The sequence below is a fragment of the Escherichia sp. WS3227_2 genome, assembly GCF_046486495.1.
Classification (GTDB): domain Bacteria; phylum Pseudomonadota; class Gammaproteobacteria; order Enterobacterales; family Enterobacteriaceae; genus Escherichia; species Escherichia coli.
Window position 1 is genome coordinate 14,054 of sequence record NZ_JBJQLG010000002.1, and the last position, 17,555, is coordinate 31,608.

14 protein-coding genes and 1 tRNA gene are annotated in these 17,555 nt (G+C 49.2%); 8 read left to right on the forward strand and 7 right to left on the reverse strand.

Annotated elements, in window-relative coordinates; all coding sequences use genetic code 11:
- Positions 1–37 precede the first annotated feature (37 nt).
- The gene (pepA, locus tag ACJHXB_RS03550; RefSeq protein ID WP_000397144.1) at positions 38–1,549 is read right to left on the reverse strand and encodes a leucyl aminopeptidase; all 1,512 of its coding nucleotides are present in this window, start codon (positions 1,547–1,549) and stop codon (positions 38–40) included.
- A 153-nt stretch (positions 1,550–1,702) separates the two neighbouring features.
- On the opposite strand from pepA, the gene ytgA reads away from it, so the two are divergent.
- The 3 genes from ytgA to lptG all read left to right on the forward strand — a co-directional run bounded on the left by ytgA (position 1,703) and on the right by lptG (position 3,995).
- The gene (ytgA, locus tag ACJHXB_RS03555) at positions 1,703–1,753 is read left to right on the forward strand and encodes a protein YtgA (RefSeq protein ID WP_211180521.1); all 51 of its coding nucleotides are present in this window, start codon (positions 1,703–1,705) and stop codon (positions 1,751–1,753) included.
- Positions 1,754–1,815: 62 nt separating this feature from the next.
- Complete coding sequence (lptF, locus tag ACJHXB_RS03560; RefSeq protein ID WP_000584114.1) at positions 1,816–2,916, forward strand: LPS export ABC transporter permease LptF; 1,101 nt, start codon at positions 1,816–1,818, stop codon at positions 2,914–2,916.
- Complete coding sequence (gene lptG, locus ACJHXB_RS03565) at positions 2,916–3,995, forward strand: LPS export ABC transporter permease LptG (RefSeq protein WP_001182250.1); 1,080 nt, start codon at positions 2,916–2,918, stop codon at positions 3,993–3,995. The genes lptF and lptG overlap by 1 nt, the downstream gene beginning before the upstream one ends.
- Positions 3,996–4,158: 163 nt before the next feature.
- On the opposite strand, the gene ACJHXB_RS03570 is transcribed toward lptG, so the two are convergent.
- The 5 genes from ACJHXB_RS03570 to idnD all read right to left on the reverse strand — a co-directional run bounded on the left by ACJHXB_RS03570 (position 4,159) and on the right by idnD (position 10,007).
- Positions 4,159–5,661 carry a helicase HerA-like C-terminal domain-containing protein gene (locus ACJHXB_RS03570; protein WP_001294527.1) on the reverse strand — a complete coding sequence of 501 codons (1,503 nt, stop codon included), beginning with the start codon at positions 5,659–5,661 and terminating at the stop codon, positions 4,159–4,161.
- Between the two features lie 77 nt (positions 5,662–5,738).
- Positions 5,739–6,737 (reverse strand): DNA-binding transcriptional regulator IdnR, encoded by a 999-nt coding sequence (gene idnR / locus ACJHXB_RS03575; RefSeq protein ID WP_001309159.1) that lies wholly within the window; start codon positions 6,735–6,737, stop codon positions 5,739–5,741.
- A 66-nt stretch (positions 6,738–6,803) separates the two neighbouring features.
- A complete protein-coding gene (idnT, locus tag ACJHXB_RS03580; RefSeq protein ID WP_001128344.1) occupies positions 6,804–8,123 on the reverse strand; it encodes a gnt-II system L-idonate transporter in 1,320 nt (439 codons plus the stop codon).
- Positions 8,124–8,187: 64 nt separating this feature from the next.
- A complete protein-coding gene (gene idnO, locus ACJHXB_RS03585) occupies positions 8,188–8,952 on the reverse strand; it encodes a gluconate 5-dehydrogenase (RefSeq protein ID WP_000998695.1) in 765 nt (254 codons plus the stop codon).
- A 23-nt stretch (positions 8,953–8,975) separates the two neighbouring features.
- A complete protein-coding gene (idnD, locus tag ACJHXB_RS03590; RefSeq protein ID WP_001197411.1) occupies positions 8,976–10,007 on the reverse strand; it encodes an L-idonate 5-dehydrogenase in 1,032 nt (343 codons plus the stop codon).
- Between the two features lie 216 nt (positions 10,008–10,223).
- Between idnD and idnK the strand changes: the two genes are divergently transcribed.
- Positions 10,224–10,787 (forward strand): gluconokinase, encoded by a 564-nt coding sequence (gene idnK, locus ACJHXB_RS03595; RefSeq protein WP_000896737.1) that lies wholly within the window; start codon positions 10,224–10,226, stop codon positions 10,785–10,787.
- 3 nt (positions 10,788–10,790) lie between these two features.
- Here the strand turns inward: idnK and ahr are convergent, their stop codons facing one another.
- Entirely contained in the window at positions 10,791–11,810 is a 1,020-nt protein-coding gene (ahr, locus tag ACJHXB_RS03600; RefSeq protein ID WP_001469517.1) for an NADPH-dependent aldehyde reductase Ahr, read from the reverse strand.
- Positions 11,811–12,005: 195 nt separating this feature from the next.
- Between ahr and ACJHXB_RS03605 the strand changes: the two genes are divergently transcribed.
- The 4 genes from ACJHXB_RS03605 to ACJHXB_RS03620 all read left to right on the forward strand — a co-directional run bounded on the left by ACJHXB_RS03605 (position 12,006) and on the right by ACJHXB_RS03620 (position 17,496).
- Positions 12,006–12,090, forward strand: a tRNA-Leu gene (locus ACJHXB_RS03605).
- 339 nt (positions 12,091–12,429) lie between these two features.
- On the forward strand, positions 12,430–13,209 hold the full coding sequence (locus ACJHXB_RS03610; protein WP_001088804.1) for an HNH endonuclease: 780 nt from the start codon (positions 12,430–12,432) through the stop codon (positions 13,207–13,209).
- Positions 13,210–13,277: 68 nt separating this feature from the next.
- On the forward strand, positions 13,278–13,655 hold the full coding sequence (locus ACJHXB_RS03615) for a hypothetical protein (RefSeq protein ID WP_000784770.1): 378 nt from the start codon (positions 13,278–13,280) through the stop codon (positions 13,653–13,655).
- A gap of 325 nt (positions 13,656–13,980) precedes the next feature.
- A complete protein-coding gene (locus tag ACJHXB_RS03620) occupies positions 13,981–17,496 on the forward strand; it encodes an AAA domain-containing protein (protein ID WP_000344089.1) in 3,516 nt (1,171 codons plus the stop codon).
- Positions 17,497–17,555 lie beyond the last annotated feature (59 nt).

A 17,555-nucleotide genomic window follows, 5' to 3' on the forward strand; every position in this document is an offset into this window, starting at 1 on the left:
CTTAGGGAGAGGGTTAGGGTGAGGGTAAAACGCAAACTTACTCTTCGCCGTTAAACCCAGCGCGGTTTAACAGGAACTGTGCCAGCAACGCTACCGGACGACCGGTTGCGCCTTTTGCTTTACCAGAACGCCAGGCGGTTCCTGCAATATCCAGGTGCGCCCAGTTGTACTTACGGGTAAAGCGTGACAGGAAGCAACCTGCGGTAATCGCCCCACCAGGACGACCGCCAATGTTCGCCATATCGGCAAAATTGGACTCCAGTTGTTCCTGATACTCGTCACCCAGCGGTAAGCGCCATGCGCGGTCACCGGATTGTTCAGACGCGGCAATCAGTTCATGGGCCAGCGGATTATGGTTCGCCATCAGACCGGTAATGTGATGGCCCAGCGCGATCACGCAGGCACCGGTCAGCGTCGCCACGTCAATCACTGCTTCCGGCTCAAAACGCTCAACGTAAGTTAACACGTCGCACAGTACCAGACGGCCTTCGGCGTCGGTATTCAGCACTTCAACGGTTTGACCGGACATGGTGGTTAACACATCGCCCGGACGATAGGCACGCCCGCCAGGCATGTTTTCACAGCCTGCCAGCACGCCAATAACGTTAATCGGCAGTTGCAGCTCCGCGACCATACGCATCACGCCGTAAACCGCTGCCGCACCGCACATATCGTACTTCATCTCATCCATGCCTTCTGAAGGCTTGATCGAGATACCGCCGGAGTCGAAGGTTAAACCTTTACCCACCAGCACGATTGGGCGTGCATCTTCCGACGCGTTGCCTTTGTACTCAATCACTGACATCAGCGATTCGTTTTGCGAACCCTGACCGACCGCCAGATAGGAATGCATCCCCAGCTCTTTCATCTGCTGTTCGCCGATAACTCGGGTGATGACATTCTTGCTGTAGCTGTCAGCCAACTGGCGCGCCTGAGAGGCGAGGTAAGCGGCGTTACAGATATTCGGCGGCATATTGCCGAGATCTTTTGCTGCTTTAATCCCGGCGGCAATCGCCAGACCGTGCTGGATCGCGCGCTCACCGCTGGTCAGTTCACGGCGGGTCGGCACGTTGAACACCATCTTACGCAGCGGGCGACGCGGTTCGCTCTTATTCGTTTTCAACTGATCGAAACTGTAGAGCGTCTCTTTTGCTGTCTCGACAGCCTGACGCACTTTCCAGTAGTTGTTACGGCCTTTAACGTGCAGTTCAGTCAGAAAGCAGACCGCTTCCATCGAGCCAGTATCATTCAGCGTATTAATGGTTTTCTGAATAACCTGCTTGTACTGACGCTCATCCAGCTCACGTTCTTTGCCGCAACCAATAAGGAGGATGCGTTCAGAAAGCACGTTTGGCACATGGTGCAGCAACAGTGTCTGCCCCGGTTTTCCTTCCAGTTCGCCCCGACGTAGCAGGGCGCTGATGTACCCATCGCTGATTTTATCGAGCTGTTCTGCAATCGGAGAAAGGCGACGTGGTTCGAAGACGCCCACGACGATGCAGGCACTCCGCTGTTTCTCCGGGCTACCGCTTTTTACACTAAACTCCATGCACTACGCTCCTGAATCTTAAAGACAACGGCGGTGGCTACAGATAGAATTGCAAGCTTTCGTAACTCATGTCCGCTGTTGCGATGACTTCGTGTTAATCTTAACGTTATTACGGCATTGGCACGTCAGAACAAAATCTGAGAGGTGAATCCGTTGAGTATAATTATCTTAGCGACGATTTCGACGACTCAAGAGAATAAATGACGTTTAAGCCATGAAACAAGCTAAAATCCTGCAAAAGACGAGTTTTTACGGGCGTATTTAAAGTGATAATCATAAGATATCTGGTGCGGGAGACGCTCAAAAGCCAGCTGGCGATACTCTTCATCTTGCTTTTGATCTTCTTCTGTCAAAAGTTAGTGAGGATCCTCGGCGCAGCGGTTGACGGCGATATTCCGGCGAATCTGGTGCTCTCCCTTCTCGGGTTGGGCGTGCCGGAAATGGCGCAGCTTATCCTGCCATTAAGCCTGTTCCTCGGGCTGCTGATGACGCTGGGCAAACTGTATACCGAAAGTGAAATTACGGTAATGCATGCCTGCGGCCTGAGCAAAGCGGTTCTGGTGAAAGCGGCAATGATCCTTGCGGTATTCACGGCAATCGTCGCGGCGGTTAACGTGATGTGGGCGGGACCGTGGTCATCGCGTCATCAGGATGAAGTGTTAGCAGAAGCGAAAGCGAACCCTGGCATGGCGGCGCTGGCGCAAGGGCAATTCCAGCAAGCGACTAATGGCAGCTCGGTGCTGTTCATCGAAAGCGTTGACGGCAGTGATTTCAAAGATGTGTTCCTCGCGCAAATTCGACCAAAAGGTAATGCACGTCCTTCTGTGGTGGTGGCCGATTCCGGACATTTAACCCAGCTGCGCGACGGCTCCCAGGTCGTCACTCTCAACCAGGGAACGCGCTTCGAAGGCACTGCACTGTTACGTGATTTCCGCATTACGGATTTCCAGGATTATCAGGCGATCATTGGTCACCAGGCGGTGGCGCTCGACCCGAACGATACCGACCAGATGGACATGCGCACATTGTGGAACACTGACACCGATCGTGCCCGCGCAGAATTGAACTGGCGTATCACGTTGGTATTCACCGTGTTTATGATGGCACTTATGGTTGTACCGTTGAGCGTGGTTAACCCGCGTCAGGGACGCGTACTGTCGATGCTGCCAGCCATGCTGCTGTATCTACTTTTCTTCCTGATCCAGACCTCCCTGAAATCGAACGGTGGTAAAGGTAAGCTGGACCCGACGCTGTGGATGTGGACCGTTAACCTGATTTATCTGGCTTTGGCGATTGTTCTCAACCTTTGGGACACCGTGCCGGTCCGCCGCCTGCGCGCCAGTTTTTCGCGTAAAGGAGCGGTGTGATGCAACCTTTTGGCGTACTTGACCGCTATATCGGTAAAACTATTTTCACCACCATCATGATGACGCTGTTCATGCTGGTGTCACTGTCGGGCATTATCAAGTTTGTCGATCAGCTGAAAAAAGCCGGGCAGGGGAGTTACGACGCGTTAGGCGCAGGAATGTATACCTTGCTGAGCGTGCCGAAAGATGTGCAAATCTTCTTCCCGATGGCGGCTCTGCTTGGGGCGTTGCTTGGTCTTGGGATGCTTGCGCAGCGCAGCGAACTGGTGGTGATGCAGGCTTCTGGTTTTACCCGTATGCAGGTTGCGCTGTCGGTGATGAAAACCGCCATTCCGCTGGTCTTGCTGACGATGGCGATTGGCGAATGGGTCGCGCCGCAGGGCGAACAGATGGCGCGTAACTACCGTGCGCAGGCGATGTACGGCGGCTCGTTGCTCTCTACTCAGCAAGGTTTATGGGCGAAAGATGGCAACAACTTCGTCTACATTGAGCGGGTTAAAGGTGACGAAGAGTTAGGTGGCATCAGTATTTATGCCTTTAACGAGAATCGTCGTCTGCAATCCGTACGTTATGCCGCTACCGCGAAGTTTGACCCGGAACATAAAGTCTGGCGTCTGTCGCAGGTTGATGAATCTGATCTGACCAATCCGAAACAGATCACCGGTTCGCAGACGGTGAGCGGCACCTGGAAAACCAACCTCACGCCAGACAAACTGGGCGTGGTGGCGCTGGACCCGGATGCACTCTCCATCAGTGGTTTGCACAACTATGTGAAGTATCTGAAGTCGAGCGGTCAGGATGCCGGACGTTATCAGCTCAACATGTGGAGCAAAATCTTCCAGCCGCTATCCGTGGCGGTGATGATGCTGATGGCGCTGTCGTTTATCTTTGGCCCACTGCGTAGCGTACCGATGGGCGTGCGTGTGGTCACCGGTATCAGCTTCGGTTTTGTCTTCTACGTACTGGACCAGATCTTCGGCCCGCTGACATTGGTTTACGGCATCCCGCCGATTATCGGCGCACTGTTGCCAAGCGCCAGCTTCTTCTTAATCAGCCTGTGGCTGTTAATGAGAAAATAGTAACCGAATGAACGAATAAAGGGAGCGAAAGCTCCCTTTATTATTGTTAGCAAAGTGTGCTTCGTTCATGCCTGAAAAATCATGAAAATTCAATATATTGCAGTAGTGTAGGCATGATAAGGCGCGCCAGCGTCGCATCAGGCAAAGACAAATCGCACCTGACTTACCTTCTTCTCCCCCCCAGTAAACTCCCCAGCACACCACGCACAATCTGATTCGTCACCTGGCGGGCGGCGCTTTTCGCCATTGTTTGCACCACACCATCTTTCTTCCCGCCGCGTGGTCCGGTAGTGCCAAACAAAATATCCTTCAATCCACCAAGAATACCGTCATCCACCGCCACCTCTTTCCCTTTCGCGGGAGGATTATTTTGCTGCTCGGTACTGGCCTGAAAGCCTTTTTGCAACATCTCATAGGCGGATTCCCGGTCCACGTCATCCTCGTACTTGCCATACACTGGAGAGTGATTAATCAGGCCATTACGCTCATCTTCCGTCACCGGCCCCATTCGTGAACAGGGGGCAATCACCATCGCCCGTTCCACCACTGAAGGACTTCCTTTCGCATCGAGAAACGAGATTAACGCCTCGCCGGTCCCCAGTTCCTGGATTGCCTTTTCGGTATCAAACGCCGGATTGGCCCGCATGGTTTGCGCCGCAGCTTTTACTGCTTTCTGATCTTTTGGCGTAAAAGCCCGCAAAGCGTGCTGAACGCGATTACCGAGCTGCCCGAGCACATTATCCGGAATATCAGACGGGTTTTGCGAAACGAACCAGACGCCCACGCCTTTTGAGCGAATAAGCCTTATCACCTGCTCAATCTTATCCAGCAGTACCTGTGGCGCATCGTTAAACAACAGATGTGCTTCGTCGAAGAAAAACACCAGTTTTGGTTTCTCCAGATCGCCCGCTTCCGGCAATTGTTCATACAACTCTGAAAGCATCCACAGCAGACTGGCGGCGTACAGTTTCGGCATCTGATAAAGCTTCTCGGCGCTGAGGATATTGATAACGCCTTTACCGTTGGTATCGGTACGCATCCAGTCTTTGATATCCAGCATCGGCTCACCAAAGAAGTGTGCTGCGCCTTGCTGTTCCAACGATAACAGCCCGCGCTGGATGGCACCAACCGATGCGCTACTGATATTACCGTACTGATTCTGGAAGGATTTGGCGTTATCGCCGATGTACTGGGTAATCGCCCGCAAATCTTTAAAGTCGAGCAGTAACAGCCCCTGATCGTCCGCAATGCGGAAGATAATATTCAGCACGCCAGATTGCACATCGTTGAGATTCAACAGTCGCGCCAGCAACAGCGGCCCCAGATCCGAAACCGTCGCCCGCACTGGGTGGCCTTTCTCGCCAAAGATATCCCACACCACCACCGGATTGGCATGCGGTTGCCAGTCATTGACGCCGATATTTTTAAGCCTTGCGAGCAGTTTTTCCGACGCCGTTCCTGCCTGCGCGACGCCGGTCAGATCGCCTTTCACATCGGCCATAAACACCGGAACGCCGATTTCCGACAATGACTCCGCCAGTTTTTGCAGCGTAACGGTTTTACCCGTCCCCGTTGCGCCGGTAATCAGCCCATGACGGTTAGCCATAGCGGGTAGTAAAAACAGTTCTGTGTCTGGCGTGCGGGCAATTAACAGGGGTTCGCTCATGAGATATCCTCCAGTTTCCTGCCTGGAGTATAGGCAACGTCCGGCAAAGAGAATACGTGTAATGAAGAGAAAATAACCTAAAGCGTGTTGCCGTGATAAATCTGATACCCGAGGTCAACAGTGTTGTGGTTGTGATCGTTATTTTTAATTTTGCTCAGCAACATTTGGGCGGCCATCCGACCAATATCAAAACGGGGAGTAATTACGCTGGCGAGGCTTGGGATCATTTGCCTGCCAATCTCCAGCCCATGAAAACCCGCAATGGAAATTTGTTCTGGCACGGCGAGGTTTCGCTCGCGGCACAGCAGAAGCGCACCCATCGCAATATCGTCATTGGTGCAAAATACACCGTCTAAATCCGGGTTTGCGCTAAGGGCATCACGCATTAACTGCATTCCTAAATGAATGGATGAGATGGCGCGTGGATTCATGCGTAATGGGGAAAGATTATGCAGCATCATCGCATCGCAATACCCCTGATAACGCTGTTCATCGCGGGTGTCATCTTTGGAACCGAGATACAGAATTTTGTGCCTGACTCGCTTCTCCAGCATGGTACACACCATGTCAAAAGCGGCCTGCCGATTATCAAAACCGACCTCCATATCCAGCCGTTCTCCCTGTACATCCATCAATTCCACGACCGGAATGGTGGCTGAACGCAGAAATTTCACCGTCCTGATGGTGTGATATTTTTCCGAAAGTATAATCCCGTCAATGTTATAAGAGAGCAGGTTAATCACCGACTCTTCTTCGGAATCGCGATCGTAATTGTAATTAGCAATAAGGGTCTGATAATTATGCTCAGAGGTGACGGATTCTATTCCCGCGAGAATGTCAGCGAAGAGTTGATTTTGAAATGACGGAATCAAGATACCGAGGGTATAACTTTGTGCATTCAACAACATGCCGGGAGCGCGATTAGGGATATAATTGATCTCTTCCATAATTTTGGCGATGCGCTCGCCTGTTTCCTTTGCCACCTTTTTCGGCGAGCGGATATAACGACTCACGGTCATTTTTGTTACGCCAGCCAGCGTAGCGATATCCTGTAAAGAAATTCTGTGATTGCGCATAACTTCTCCCAACGTCGGGGGAATCTTCAATCTTCCCCCGAAACTACATCACAATATTTTATTCTTTCAGTGCAATACGGCGTTAATGGCTAACACGCCCAGCAAACCCATAATAGAAATAAGGGTTTCCATCACCGTCCAGGTACGCAACGTTTCACCAACCGTCAGATTAAAATACCCTTTAAATAGCCAGAAGCCAGGGTCGTTTACGTGTGACGCGATCACGCTGCCCGCACCGGTTGCCAGTACCATTAAAGCGGGATCGGCATGGGTAACGTTGATAATCGGCAACACCACACCCGCGGTGGTAATGGCCGCGACGGTGGCAGAGCCCAGAGCGATACGCAACAGCGCCGCAACAGTCCAGCACATCAATAACGGCGAAAGTGTAGTTCCGGTCATTAAGTGTGAAATATACTGCCCGACACCGCTATCTACTAATACCTGCTTAAACGCGCCGCCGCCAGCGATAATAAACACAATCATCGCGATAGCGCCTATAGAATCCCCAATGATATCCATGATTTGCTCGATGGTGCGTCCATTACGTCGGCCCAGTGTGAAAATCGCAATAACAATGGCAATAAACAGCGCAACGGCAGGGTTACCGACAAATTCAAAGAAGAGGCGCACGGTGTTAGTTTTCGGTAACGTAATTTCACAAACGGCGGCGATAGCCATCAGGATGACCGGGATCACGGCAGCGAAAATACTGTTCCAGAAGGAGGGTATCTCCTCTTCGCTAAACAGATGAGGATTAAATAAGCCTTCCGGTGGTGCTTTCTCAAAGCGAGTTAGCAGTTTAGAAAACAGCGGTCCTGCGACAATAACTGTCGGAATGGTAATGATAAATCCATACAGTAAAGTCGTTCCGAGATTAGCCTCAAAGATAGTCGCGATGGCAGTAGGCCCTGGATGTGGCGGCAGAAAACAGTGGGTTACAGAGAGCGCTGCTACCATTGGTACGCCAACATACAACAGGGGTAATCCTGATGATACCACGATGGTAAATACCAACGGCAACAGCAGGACAAAACCCACTTCAAAAAACATGGCGAGGCCCACAACCAGACCGGTGATCACTAGCGCCCATTGCACGCGTTTTTTACCAAAAGTAGCAATCAGCGTAGTGGCGATACGTTGTGCCGCACCCGTATCAGAAATCAGCTTGCCTAACATGGCCCCGAAACCGAGGATCATTGCCAGCCCGCCGAGCGTGCTGCCGATACCATTTTGTATAGAGTGCAGGACGGCCTGTGCATCCATCCCTTCGGCAAATCCGACGACGGCAGCTACCAGAACGAGGGCAATAAAGCCGTTAACTTTAAAGCCGATCATCAGGATAAGAAGCAGCGCGACGCCTGCCGCAATAATGATTAATGGCATAGTCTTTATCTCTTATTAGTGCCAGAAAAGCAGCGCTTTCGCGCTGCACGTAGGGTGGTAGCTGTTAAACAGCCACTAACATGCCGCCATCAACAAACAACAGGTGGCCGTTTACGAAATCAGAGGCTTTTGAAGAAAGGAACACCGCAGCACCAATCAGTTCCTGCGGATCTCCCCAGCGTGCGGCGGGGGTCCGTTTGCACAACCAGGCGGTGAAGGCTTCGTCCTCAACCAGTGCTTTAGTCATTTCTGTTTTGAAATAGCCCGGCGCAATACCGTTGACCTGAATATTGTGGCGCGCCAGCTCGACGCACATGCCGCGGGTGAGCATTTTTACCGCCCCTTTCGATGCGGCATAAGGGGTGATGGTGTCACGTCCCAGTTCGCTTTGCATCGAGCAAATATTAATAACTTTACCTGCCTTGCGTTCAACCATGTGACGAGTTACCGCTTGCGATACCAGGAACACGGCGGTCTGGTTTACTGCGATCACATCATTCCACTCTTGTTCAGGGAACTCAGTAAAAGGATGACGGCGCTGGATACCGGCGTTATTCACCAGCACATCAATGGGGCCGATGTCCTTTTCGATATGTTCAACGGCGGCATCAATTTCATGTTTATGAGTAACATTAAAAGGTGCGGCAACGGCCTGAATACCCTCCTGGTGGAGTTTTTCTACAGCAAGTTCTGCGCGTTCGGCAGTAATATCATTAATAATTATTTGTGCGCCATATTTACCCAGGCCGGTTGCCAGTAAAAAGCCAATGCCCTGTGCTGAACCGGTAATCAAGATATTTTTTCCTGCCAGTGAAAATAGATCGTTCATTGTATTATTCCTTTATTTATCTCTTAGAAAACAAGCTGGACTTTTGCTGCCTGGGTTTTATCACCGGCGAAACGTAGCGCCTCTTCCAGGTCAGTGAAGGGATATTCAGCACTCAGTAAAGGCAGTGGATTGATAACGCCATTCGCCAGCCATGACACTGCGGTATTAAATTCGCTGGTAAAACGGAAAGAGCCTCTGAGTGAAATCTCCTTACCAATCAACGTCATCATTGGGAATTCTGCCATCGCACCTCCCATACCTACCTGCACCATTACGCCGCGTGCACGAGTGACCTCCAGACAGGTATTCACTGATGAAGGATGACCGGACACTTCAAAGCTGACATCGAAATAGCCTTTTTCCGCTTTCCAGTGATCCATGTCGTCGTTTTGTGGGTTTACGAGCACATCCGCCCCCATCTCTTTGCCCAGCGAAAGGGAACGGGGACTCACATCAGCACAGACAATTTCCGCGGCCCCCAGTGTTTTCACTGCACTGACAATCAGGCAGCCAATGGGTCCAACACCGGAAATAAATACTCGCTTGCCCTGTAACTCGCCGGCCTGATGTGCGGCATGAATCGCGACGGCTAAAGGTTCGGCAAAAGCCATAACCTTTTCGTCAGCTTTGGCCGGATAAGGGACACATTGCGACGTTTCGACCATTTTATAACGGGTAAAACCACCATCAACATGAGGGAAATACATGGCACTGCCAAAAAAACGCATATCTGTACACTGATTCTCGTTATGTTCAATGCAGTATTTGCAGTGACCGCACGGTTTAGACGGATTAATGGCTACCGTTTGCCCTTCATGTAATTCTGATGAGTCGCTATGAATAACTTTACCGATAACTTCATGACCTAACACCATCGGTGCCTTTATCATGAAATTACCTACTTTTCCTTCCTGATAATAATGTAAATCGGAACCGCAAATTCCACCTCGGGTTATTTGTACTAATGTTCCATTATTATTCCAATCTATCGTCTGCTCGGTAACGGCAACAGTTTTCTTGCCTGCAACAACGCAGGACTGTGTTTTCACTTGCATAAATTCCTCACTGGTCAGGTAGACACCTCGGAAGCATTTAAGCGGTTTTAATTGTCATTATTTGTGATGAAGATCACGTTAGAAAATTGTTACATTACTATGTTACGCATAACGTGATGTGCTTTGTAATTCTTATCAGCAGAAATAAAAAAACGTGAAATTATTATGCCACCAGGCGTAGTATCGCAGCAGGTAAGATGATTCAGGAGATTTTAAATGGCGGGTGAAAGCTTTATTTTGATGGGCGTTTCAGGGAGTGGTAAAACATTAATTGGTAGCAAGGTTGCCGCGTTATTATCTGCTAAATTTATTGATGGTGACGATCTTCATCCAGCCAAAAATATAGATAAAATGTCGCAGGGTATTCCATTATCTGATGAAGATCGACTTCCCTGGCTGGAACGCTTAAATGATGCTTCATACAGTCTTTATAAAAAGAATGAAACAGGATTTATTGTCTGTTCATCATTAAAAAAACAGTATCGTGATATTTTACGCAAGGGTAGCCCCCATGTTCATTTCCTCTGGTTAGATGGCGACTATGAAACTATTCTCGCGCGAATGCAGCGGCGGGCTGGGCATTTTATGCCGGTAGCGTTACTAAAAAGTCAGTTTGAGGCGCTGGAGCGTCCACAAGCAGATGAACAGGATATTGTGCGCATTGATATCAACCATGATATTGCCAATGTCACCGAACAATGTCGGCAGGCCGTGCTGGCGATACGACAAGACAGAATATGTGCGAAAGGGGGCAGCGCCTCAGATCAGCGCTGCGAATGATTTTCAAAAATCGGCTTTCAGAACCACGCGGTAACGCGCCTTACCGTTGCGCACATGCTGGATGGCGTCGTTTATTTTCGACATCGGGAACAGTTCGGTAGTCGGCGCAACCTTGCTGCGGGCGGCAAAGCGCATCAGCTTACGCAGCTCATAAGGCGTACCGGTTGCCGAACCTGAGACACTGCGATCGCCCGCAATTAACGTAAAGGCCGGAACAGACAGCGGCGTGAGAACCGCACCGACAGTGTGGAAATTACCGCCATAGGTCAGCGCCTCAAAATAGGGCTGCCAGTCGAGGCTGACGTTCACAGTATTGATAATGAGATCAAACTGCCCCGCCAGAGTTTTCAGTGCCTGCGGATCGCGGCTATTCACCACTTTATCGGCACCCATCGCCAGTACTTCCTGCTCTTTCGCCGGATTAGAACTAAAGGCTGTCACCTCGCATCCCATTGCGTGCAGAAGTTTTATAGCGATATGCCCCAGCCCGCCAATACCAATCACGCCGACGCGGCTGGTGGCAGTGATATGGTGCATCAACAGTGGTTTAAAGACCGTGATACCGCCGCACAACAGCGGCCCGGCAGACTCGATATCAATATTTTCTGGCAGTGGGATCACCCATTGCCAGTCCGCACGCAACTTCTCGGCAAAGCCGCCGCGATTCATAATTGTTGGCACCGCGCCTTGCTCGCAGTTGATCTGATTACCGCTAATACAGGCATCGCAGTGACCACAGCTACGCGCCGTCCAGCCAATCCCGACACGCTGACCGACCTGCAAACCTTTATCCTGCGCGGCGCTCCCTAGTGCCACCACGCGCCCAATCACCTCATGCCCGGCAACCAGCGGATATTGTGAAAATCCCCATTCGTTGTCGATCATCGACAGATCGGAATGGCAGATCCCGCAGTAATCCACTTGCACTTCAACATCTTGTGGCTTCAGTTCACCGGGATCGTACTCATAAAGTTCCAGTTCGCCGCCAGCTTCTTTTGCGGCATAGCTTTTTATCATCGACATTTTTTGGTCCTTCTCTGGTGTTGTCTGGGAAGTGTAGAGCATGGCAGGGCGGGGTGCCTGGAGTGTGACAAAGGTTACACATCGCTGTATGCAATGCTGAAAATTTCAGCACTTAGCGAAGTGGGAGCAAGCTGGCGCTTGCATGGTGGCGTGCGACAGGTATAATCCACAACGTTTTCCGCATACCTCTTCAGTGCCGAAGTGGCGAAATCGGTAGACGCAGTTGATTCAAAATCAACCGTAGAAATACGTGCCGGTTCGAGTCCGGCCTTCGGCACCAAAAGTATGTAAATAGACCTCAACTGAGGTCTTTTTTTATACCTGAAATCCAGTATTTACCTACCTTTCCCGCTATATTAACTCTCTCCAGGTGAACCAACTTCAACGTACATCTACCAACAGATAATGGTATTTCCGTTTCGAAAATGCTTGTACCTAGAGGCAGGGGATAAGCAATACAAACTGACCGATGGCAGCGGAATGCACCTGCTTGTTCCTCTTAATGGTTCTGAGTATTAGCGTTTGCAGTACCGTTTTGCAGGTAAGCAGATCAGTTTAGTAAACGATCTTTTCAGATATAATCTGGTGATAATTTACTCTGCAAAAACAGGACGTAATATTGAATAGCTCTGAAGACGATTTGCTTGAAGTGGCGTGGTATTTGTCGAAGTACGGAAAATCTCAACCACCCGCAGGACTGGGTGTTCAGAAATGGAAAGAGGCTTTTGCCTTGTTTTATCCTCGATTTGGAGCGGGCAAAACTGCCAGCGAGTTTCACAATAGTCTGAAAAATAGTCGTGACCGTTTTGATTCCTGGCTTAGTGATGTGCGTGTCGGCTGGCTTGACGAGCAGGGCGCTCCTGCTGCGCTTTCTCATTCAGCGCAGCGTGTGTATCAGCGAATGAGTGTGCTTTCAGACAGTGCGATTGAGCAGCGCGTTCTTTCGTTAATATCTTCTGCTGGAGATGAACAGGCACAACGTGACTGTCTTGCTATTCAGCAGGATAAAAGTATTGAAGATACCGTACGCGAGCAGCTGATTGCGGCACGGCTGGGGCAAGGTACCTTTCGGAAAAATTGTCTTATGTTGTATCCGGCATGTCCTGTTACGGGAACGACGTTTGCACCTTTACTGCGTACCAGCCATATAAAGCCGTGGGCTGCCTGCGAGAATGGGAATGAACGGCTTGATCCTTTTAATGGAATTATATTGGCTGCGCATATTGATATTCTATTCGATCAGGGATGGATTTCGTTTGAGAACGATGGGCATTTATTAATTAGTAAGGCGCTGGATATTAGCGTTAAAGAGCAATGTTTGTTGCCGGAGAAAATAAAGGCGTTTTCTGTTGAATCGTATTGTTATCTGGAGTGGCATCGGAAGAATTTACTGAGATAATTAAGTTTTGACGAGAATGCCTTTGATATAGGATGTCGCGATTCGTTTGGTAAGGGGAAAGTTACAAAATGAAGATGGTAAAAATATATTCAACAGGAGGTTGTGATGCTGCAACACGTGAAGGTTCGGCGGAGGTTGTGTTGGAATACGAAGGAAAAATAAAATATCTGACTTTCTCCTACAGTGATACGACCGCAAATAGATGCATTCTCCAGGGCTTAATTGATGGTGTGAATTATCTGAAGAAACCCTGTACCGTTGAATTAATCAGTTCATGTGAGCTCGGTGTGAAGAAAGCGCAGAAAGGAAAGGGAGTTAATGTTGATTTGCACAAGGAATTATGTGGAATCTTGATAAAGAAAGAATGTGAATATTCTTTTTCTGTCATGCATGGTGAAGGCGACATTTTGAATGCTTTTATTCGCAAGCATCGGACAAAACGATAGCTGGCGCGCCTACATACAGAACCATCTTCGACAGCGATATTTTCTGAACTTACAGGCTCCAATATTGCACTGAACGCTGTCCAGCAGGGCTCACGGGCTTTCGGGGCGTGCTGCGCAGCCGGTAATCCTTTGCTGCTTCGGTTATAAAGCTTTTATGTGCCATGCAACATGATATGGTCGTTTTCTGAACTCCGTATAACCTGAGTATTTGTATCGAAGCGTGAACAAAACATTGCAGCCAGCCTTGCAACGTGGACAATAGTTATCCATACGGTGATTTTATATTCGATAAATCAATGGATTTCATTGAGTCATAGGACTGGTAATGGATGAAAATGCTTTAGGGTTTGCCTCATACTGGCGCAACTCGCTTGCGGATGCTGAGTCAGGAAAGGGCAGTTTTGAACGGAAAGACGCCAAAAATTTCACTCACTGGCATGGGATAGCGGCGGGACGTCTTGACGAAGCGATTGTCAGTAAATTTTTTGAGGGAGAAAAAGACGATGTCGAAACGGTCGATGTCGTCTTGCGCCCAAAAGTTTATTTTCGGTTACTGCAGCATGGTAAGGACCGTTCCGCAGGCGCACCTGATATTGTTACCCCGCTAGTGACGCCAGCCTTGCTCAGCCGTGAGGGTTTTTTATATCCGACGCCAGCGACCTCCATTCCCAGAGACCTGCTTGAACCTTTGCCAAAAGGAGCATTTTCGATTGGTGAGATTGGGCAGTATGACAAATACAAGACAATCCATACCTCGTTCTCTATCAACTTTGATGACAGCATTGATAAGACTGCCGAAACGGATGAAGAACGGGAAGCACGATATGCAGCCTTGCAGCAGGAGTGGCATCAATATCTGGATGATTCAGAGAGGCTGCTGAAGAACGTTGCCGGCGACTGGATTAAAAATCCTGAGCAATATGAACTCGCTGAGCACGGTTATATTGTTAAAACGGCGCAATCTGGCGGTGCCAGTTTCCATATCCTTTCTCTTTATGATCACCTGCTTGTTTGCAAGAAGGATGTGCCGCTCTTCAATCGCTTCGCCTCGCGAGAGGTTCATGCTGCAGAGTCTTTGCTGGCTCCAGGAGCAAAATTCAGCGACAGGCTTGGACACTCCGGAGATAAGTTTCCGCTGGCAAAGGCTCAGCGCGATGCCTTAAGCCATTTTCTGGATGCAAGACATGGCGATATCCTTGCTGTTAATGGACCTCCGGGAACCGGAAAAACCACGCTGGTGCTTTCTATCATCGCCACGCAGTGGGCCAGAGCAGCTCTCGAAAAATCTGAGCCTCCGGTTATTATCGCGACTTCAACGAATAACCAGGCTGTAACGAACATTATTGAGGCATTCGGGAAAGACTTTTCGCAAGGTTCAGGTGCGATGGCCGGACGATGGTTGCCAGAGCTGAAAAGCTTCGGCGCTTATTTTCCCTCAAGCACTCGTAAAGCTGAGGCAGCCAAAAAATATCAAACTGAAGATTTCTTCAACCAGGTTGAGTCAAAAGAGTATGTAGAGGATGCACTGCTGTTTTATCTCGAGAAAGCTAAGGCAGCTTTTCCTGAAAAAGAGTGTTCATCCCCTGAAAAGGTCATTGAACTCCTGCATGGTCAGTTGGCAGCAAAATCCGAGCAACTGATAAGACTGAACGCAACATGGCAAACGTTAAGCCAGGTACGGGCTGCGCGTGAGCTTATTGCTAACGACATTGAGCAATATCTCGATAATTTAAATAAATTACTTTCCGGACAAGAACAAAAAGTCACTCTACTGAAGAGTGCTAAAACGGAATGGAAAAAATATCGCGCCGGTGAATCACTGATCTATTCATTATTTTCCTGGCTCCCAGCGGTTCGTAGTAAGCGACAGTACCAAATACAGTTGTTTCTCGAAGATAAATTAGGCGCGCTGATTGCAGGAAATCAGTGGTCTGATCCTGAAACTATCGAACGTAATATTGATGGGCTGCTCAATTCCGCTGAGCGCGAGCAAACAACATACCGGCAGCAGATTGACTCCGCCCATGAAATCGTTCTTAAAGAACAGCAGGCGGTTCAGGAGTGGCAGAGGCTGGCATTTGATTTAGGGTATGAGGGCGACGAGGAACTGAGCTTCTCACAGGCCGATGAACTGGCTGATACGCAGATTCGCTTCCCTGCATTTTTACTGACGACTCACTACTGGGAAGGTCGTTGGCTGATGGATATGGCCAGAATTGATGATCTGCAGGAAGAGAAGAAGAAAAAAGGCGCTAAAGGGGTAACCGCCCGTTGGCAACGTCGAATGAAACTCACTCCATGTGTGGTGATGACATGCTATATGCTGCCCGGCAATATGCAGATAAGTGAGCACAAAGGACAACGTAAATTCGAGAAAAGTTATTTGTATGATTTTGCCGATTTACTCATTGTCGATGAAGCCGGGCAGGTGCTTCCTGAAGTGGCTGCTGCCTCGTTTGCATTAGCTAAGAAGGCATTAGTGATTGGCGATACGGAGCAGATCCCGCCAATATGGAGTATTGCTCCCGCGATTGATGTCGGTAACATGCTTGCGGAAAAAATTCTGTCTGGCAGTACGCAAGAAGAGATTACCGAGAAATATACGGCAATCGCAGACCTTGGTAAAAGTGCCGCATCTGGCAGCGTTATGAAAATAGCGCAGTTTGCTTCGCGCTATCAATATGATCCCGAACTGGCTCGTGGTATGTACCTATATGAACACCGCCGGTGCTTCGATAATATTATTGGATACTGTAATACGCTCTGCTATCACGGTAAGTTGTTGCCTAAAAGAGGGCGCGAAGAGAGCAATTTAATGCCCGCAATGGGTTATCTCCATATTGATGGTAAAGGAGAGCTGGCAAGTAGTGGAAGTAGATATAATTTGCTTGAGGCTGAAACGATAGCGGCCTGGTTGGCAGAGAACCAGCAAAATATTGAAGCGCATTACGGCAAATCGCTTCATGAAGTTGTCGGTATCGTGACGCCTTTTAGCGCGCAGGTATCCACTATCAAACAGGCGCTGGGTAAACAAGGTATCAGTACGGGCGCGAATGAAAAGTCGCTCACCGTGGGCACCGTGCACTCTCTTCAGGGAGCGGAAAGAGCGATTGTTATATTCTCGCCAGTCTATTCAAAACATGAAGATGGCGGGTTTATTGATAGCGATAACAGCATGCTGAATGTTGCAGTCTCCCGTGCGAAGGATAGCTTCCTGGTCTTCGGCGATATGGATCTGTTTGAGATCCAGCCTCCCTCATCTCCGCGGGGATTACTGGCAAAATATCTCTTTGAGTCCGAGAAGAATGCGCTCTCTTTTGATTATAAAGAGCGTAAGGATTTAAAAACTTCCGAGACCAAAATCTACACACTCCATGGTGTGGAGCAGCATGATAATTTCCTGAATCAGACGTTTGAAAATACCGATAAACACATCACGATAGTTTCTCCATGGCTGACCTGGCAAAAGCTGGAGCAAACGGGTTTTCTTGATTCCATGATTGCGGCGTGTTCACGTGGTATTAACGTCACGATAGTCACTGACAGAAGCTACAACACTGAACATAAAGATTTTGAGAAGCGAAAAGAGAAGCAGCAGAACCTTAAAGCGGCGCTGGAGAAACTGAATGCGCTGGGTATTGCTACAAAGCTGGTAAACCGTGTTCATAGCAAAATTGTTATTGGTGATGATGGTTTGCTATGCGTGGGATCGTTCAACTGGTTTAGTGCGACACGGGAAGCGCGATATGAACGATACGATACATCGATGGTTTACTCTGGTGATAACCTGAAAGGTGAGATTGAGGCTATTTATAATAGTCTTGAGAGGCGTCAGGTTTAGAACAGACATTTTGATTAGCCATCTTATCGGTGTTTTTCCCTGGATAAGATGGCTGAATG

What these genes read in the sequence shown, in the direction of transcription:
- pepA (WP_000397144.1), bottom strand. Translation starts at nt 1,549, where the DNA reads ATGGAGTTTAGTGTAAAAAGCGGTAGCCCGGAGAAACAGCGGAGTGCC.
- lptG (WP_001182250.1), top strand. Translation starts at nt 2,916, where the DNA reads ATGCAACCTTTTGGCGTACTTGACCGCTATATCGGTAAAACTATTTTC.
- ACJHXB_RS03570 (WP_001294527.1), bottom strand. Translation starts at nt 5,661, where the DNA reads ATGAGCGAACCCCTGTTAATTGCCCGCACGCCAGACACAGAACTGTTT.
- idnR (WP_001309159.1), bottom strand. Translation starts at nt 6,737, where the DNA reads ATGCGCAATCACAGAATTTCTTTACAGGATATCGCTACGCTGGCTGGC.
- idnT (WP_001128344.1), bottom strand. Translation starts at nt 8,123, where the DNA reads ATGCCATTAATCATTATTGCGGCAGGCGTCGCGCTGCTTCTTATCCTG.
- idnO (WP_000998695.1), bottom strand. Translation starts at nt 8,952, where the DNA reads ATGAACGATCTATTTTCACTGGCAGGAAAAAATATCTTGATTACCGGT.
- idnD (WP_001197411.1), bottom strand. Translation starts at nt 10,007, where the DNA reads ATGCAAGTGAAAACACAGTCCTGCGTTGTTGCAGGCAAGAAAACTGTT.
- idnK (WP_000896737.1), top strand. Translation starts at nt 10,224, where the DNA reads ATGGCGGGTGAAAGCTTTATTTTGATGGGCGTTTCAGGGAGTGGTAAA.
- ahr (WP_001469517.1), bottom strand. Translation starts at nt 11,810, where the DNA reads ATGTCGATGATAAAAAGCTATGCCGCAAAAGAAGCTGGCGGCGAACTG.
- ACJHXB_RS03615 (WP_000784770.1), top strand. Translation starts at nt 13,278, where the DNA reads ATGAAGATGGTAAAAATATATTCAACAGGAGGTTGTGATGCTGCAACA.
- ACJHXB_RS03620 (WP_000344089.1), top strand. Translation starts at nt 13,981, where the DNA reads ATGGATGAAAATGCTTTAGGGTTTGCCTCATACTGGCGCAACTCGCTT.